This window comes from Falsigemmobacter faecalis (assembly GCF_003863335.1).
Taxonomy (GTDB): Bacteria; Pseudomonadota; Alphaproteobacteria; order Rhodobacterales; family Rhodobacteraceae; genus Wagnerdoeblera; species Wagnerdoeblera faecalis.
Window position 1 is genome coordinate 1 of the sequence record NZ_RRAZ01000080.1, and the last position, 2,375, is coordinate 2,375.

3 protein-coding genes are annotated in these 2,375 nt (G+C 59.8%); 2 read left to right on the forward strand and 1 reads right to left on the reverse strand.

Annotated elements, in window-relative coordinates; all coding sequences use genetic code 11:
- Positions 1-10 precede the first annotated feature (10 nt).
- The gene (locus tag EG244_RS20015) at positions 11-1,486 is read right to left on the reverse strand and encodes a flagellar hook-length control protein FliK (RefSeq protein ID WP_124966904.1); all 1,476 of its coding nucleotides are present in this window, start codon (positions 1,484-1,486) and stop codon (positions 11-13) included.
- A 102-nt stretch (positions 1,487-1,588) separates the two neighbouring features.
- Between EG244_RS20015 and EG244_RS20020 the strand changes: the two genes are divergently transcribed.
- Positions 1,589-1,867 (forward strand): rod-binding protein, encoded by a 279-nt coding sequence (locus EG244_RS20020; RefSeq protein WP_124966905.1) that lies wholly within the window; start codon positions 1,589-1,591, stop codon positions 1,865-1,867.
- Positions 1,854-2,171 carry a hypothetical protein gene (locus EG244_RS20025; protein WP_124966906.1) on the forward strand — a complete coding sequence of 106 codons (318 nt, stop codon included), beginning with the start codon at positions 1,854-1,856 and terminating at the stop codon, positions 2,169-2,171. The genes EG244_RS20020 and EG244_RS20025 overlap by 14 nt, the downstream gene beginning before the upstream one ends.
- The last annotated feature ends 204 nt before the right edge of the window (positions 2,172-2,375 follow it).

A 2,375-nucleotide genomic window follows, 5' to 3' on the forward strand; every position in this document is an offset into this window, starting at 1 on the left:
CCAGGTGCCCTCACACGCGAGAGTTTCCACACAGCCTAGGCCCATTCCCGCCATTGCCGGTCCGGTCAAAACTGAAGCTGACCTGGCTGAAACCCTGCCCGTTCAGGCCCTCTTCGAGATCACTTCGGCTGCGGCGAAGCAGATCCATGGTTTCCGGGCGGTCTGCAGCGAGGCGGACATGCGCCAGTTCACCGTCAGTTCTGATGACGATTCGCACTCCTCCCAGCTCGGGAGGATCGAGTTGTAATTCAATCGCGTCATTCTCCAGTTTTCGCAGAGCAGTCAGGACTTGATCCGGAAGGCCCGGGGGCGGTTTGGCCACTTGTGGACCAGCCCCTGCCGGCGGCGTAACCAGGTCGGCTTTCAAAGGCGGCGGCTGGGCATCGGCGCGACCCTCAAGGGGGTCGGAAGAGTAAGAGGTGAAGGATTGCCCTGAAAGTAGCTGCGCAGCCTCATCGCCCGGTTGAGCACCCTGCCACTGTGGAGAGCTGATCGCGATCTGAGGGATGGCTGTGTTCACGGCGCGGATGCTCAAGGTATTCGTAGTCGCCTCAGCCGCCTTGTCGGGGAGGTGACGCTGTCCGGGGCTGCCCTCCCCGAAGGCAGAGGAGGGGGGCTTGTGACCCTGCGCCGAGGGGTTGGGAATCGCTTTTTGATCGCCATGGGTCTCTGGCGTGACCTGGGCATCAGCTGCCATGTCTTCAGGGAGCGACAGAGCTGCAGGATCGCTTTGCATCGGATGAGCCATCGCGAGAAGTTGAACCGGCTGGGCCGTCACCATTGACGGGGCGAAGATAGCAGGCTGACCGGAAGATATCGGCCTGAAGGTCGGGAAATCGCCCTCGGTCCTCAGGGTATTTCCACTTGAATGAGTGGGGATATTGAGCGCCCCGGACAGGGCGGTGTTGTCGGCACCCGTCTTTTCCCCTGTGCCAGGCGGGCCGTATTCATCAAAGGCTATTGCATGATTAAGCGCCTTGGGCGGATGCCCGGCGGCATTCGAAATTCGGGCAGAACCAATTGCAGAATGGGGTATTTCGCCGGGCATATCGTCAGCAGGAAAGAGGGTTGCGGAGCCGGGCTTTGCAGCCCCGGGCGCGGTATCTGTAGTGATTTCAACGACGCCAGTGCGTGTCACAAGGGAAGGGAAGTCGCGCTCCGGACTTTTGCCGTCAATGCTGGTTGCCGTCGTCACAAGCCAGGGGACAGGGGAGGGCTGCGATGGGTTTAGCACGGGGCTGCCATATTCCGGTGCGCTGACCTCCTGGCTGGCAGCCTGCTCCTTTTCCCGCTGCTCACTGGGGTCCTCCTGGGCCGGGCTGTCCGGATTGGGTTGGGAAGTTGGCTCTTCCGAGCCGTCCTGCGTGGGTAACGATGGCATACTGTCGAAGAGATTAAGAAATTCTGCACCGCCCGGAGCGGTGGGGAAAGAGCGTGCGGCTGGCAGGGAGACCGCTGCAGAGTGAAGGTGATGAAGGATCGTCATGCTACTGCCCTCGCGTCGGGGATATCCTGAATTTGGCACAGAGAGCTTACTGATTGTTTACGAGCTTCTGGCAAAACGGAGGTGGTGGATCAGGAGGCAGCGATGATTTCGATACAATCCGTGAGCAACGGTCCCACCGCCAGTCGGGAGGTTCAGTTGCGCGAGCGGGCTCAGCAACTTGAGAGCCAGTTTCTCTCTGAAATGCTGCGTCACAGCGGCTCGGTGAAACCGGCAGAGAGTTTTGGCGGCGGGATCGGGGAAGAGCAGTTCAGTTCTTTTATGCGAGAGGCACATGCTGCAGCAATCAGCCGACGTGGGGGGGTCGGCCTTGCACAGCACATCTTCACTGCATTGCAGGGGCGAGAAAATGCTTCAAAATGAGGCGCTTCTGACGACGCTGGAAGATCTGCGCAATGCCGCTCTGGAGGGCCGGTTTGAGGCACTTGAGACCCTGCTGCCTGATCTGACCGAACAGATCGGGCTTTGTCCTCAGCCGCCGGACCCGGTGATTCTTGCCCGCGCGCGTGAGCTGATACGCCTGCTCGCTGCCTGTGGACAGGGGCTGAGCGCGGCCCGCCGAAGGCTGTGTGATCTGGAGCAGATCCGCTCGGGTGGCGGCACTTATGGGGTGAACGGTCAGCGGCAGCGGCTTTCCGTTCCTGCGGCAGAGAGCCGGAGATTGTGAGTGAAGCCTGCGGGTGTAAAGAAATGCCCAAGGAGGAGTTAGAGATTTTGAGGTTGTTGGATCACCAGGCCTTGTGTCGCGTCATTTTATTCTAAGCGCGGGCTTGTTGTGGAGATGCGAACCTGATGGCGGAATTTCAACCGGTTTGCGGATGCTGATTAGGCTCAGGACCTACTAAATTGCTTGCGGTAGCGAAAAATCATT